Origin of the sequence: Aquisphaera insulae (genome assembly GCF_011064615.1) — a bacterium.
Taxonomy (GTDB): domain Bacteria; phylum Planctomycetota; class Planctomycetia; order Isosphaerales; family Isosphaeraceae; genus Aquisphaera; species Aquisphaera insulae.
Genome location: NZ_JAALJH010000245.1, coordinates 1 through 736 on the forward strand (window position 1 = coordinate 1; position 736 = coordinate 736).

Annotated in this window: 1 protein-coding gene; it reads right to left on the bottom strand. The window is 62.8% G+C overall.

The window, feature by feature from the left end:
• Window positions 1-343: 343 nt before the first annotated feature.
• On the bottom strand, window positions 344-736 hold a 393-nt coding region (locus G6O54_RS36995), incomplete at its 5' end, for a hypothetical protein (protein ID WP_205679192.1).

Consider the following 736-nt stretch of genomic DNA (forward strand, 5'->3'; position numbering starts at 1 on the left):
GCGTGCGTTGCGGCGGTCTTGCTGGGCAGCCTCGTAGAGCAGGGGTCAGAGCCGATATGGGGTCAGAGAGCCGATATGGGGTCAGAGCCGATATGGGGTCAGAGCCGATATGGGGTCAGGAGCCATTTTCGGTTTGCAGAGCCGATATGGGGTCACAGAGCCGATATGGGGTCAGGAGCCATTTTCGCAGAGCCGATATGGGGTCAGGAGCCATTTTCGGTTTGGAGCCGATATGGGGTCAGGAGCCATTTTCGGTTTGTTTCGGCGGACGTCCACGAGAGCCGATATGGGGTCAGGCCGATATGGGGTCAGGAGCCATTTTCGGTTTGAGGCCGATATGGGGTCAGGAGCCATTTTCGGTTTGTTTCGGCGGACGTCCACGAGGTCGGAAGGTCGATTCCAGGCCGAGACGGGCCGCCACCTGGGTCTGCCATGAATCTGATCCAAACGGCCGGCCCCGACGGATGCTGCGGAGGATCGCCTCCTCTTCCTTGGTGCCGAATGGCCGGTTGACCCTGGCCTTCCAATCGCGAGGCCGATCGATGGGCCAGGCCGTCAGCGAGGGTCGTTCGTCGTCTCCCTTGGCGCGCACCGCCGCCAGACTGCCCCACCTCCACTCCTCGGCACGCTCGACCAGGCCGGCCCGCAGGGCGTTCCGCTCGACGTAGCGGCAGACGGTGAGGAAATGCTCGTCGGACTGGACCGGGAAGGACTTGAAGCGCCCCTGATACAGGTG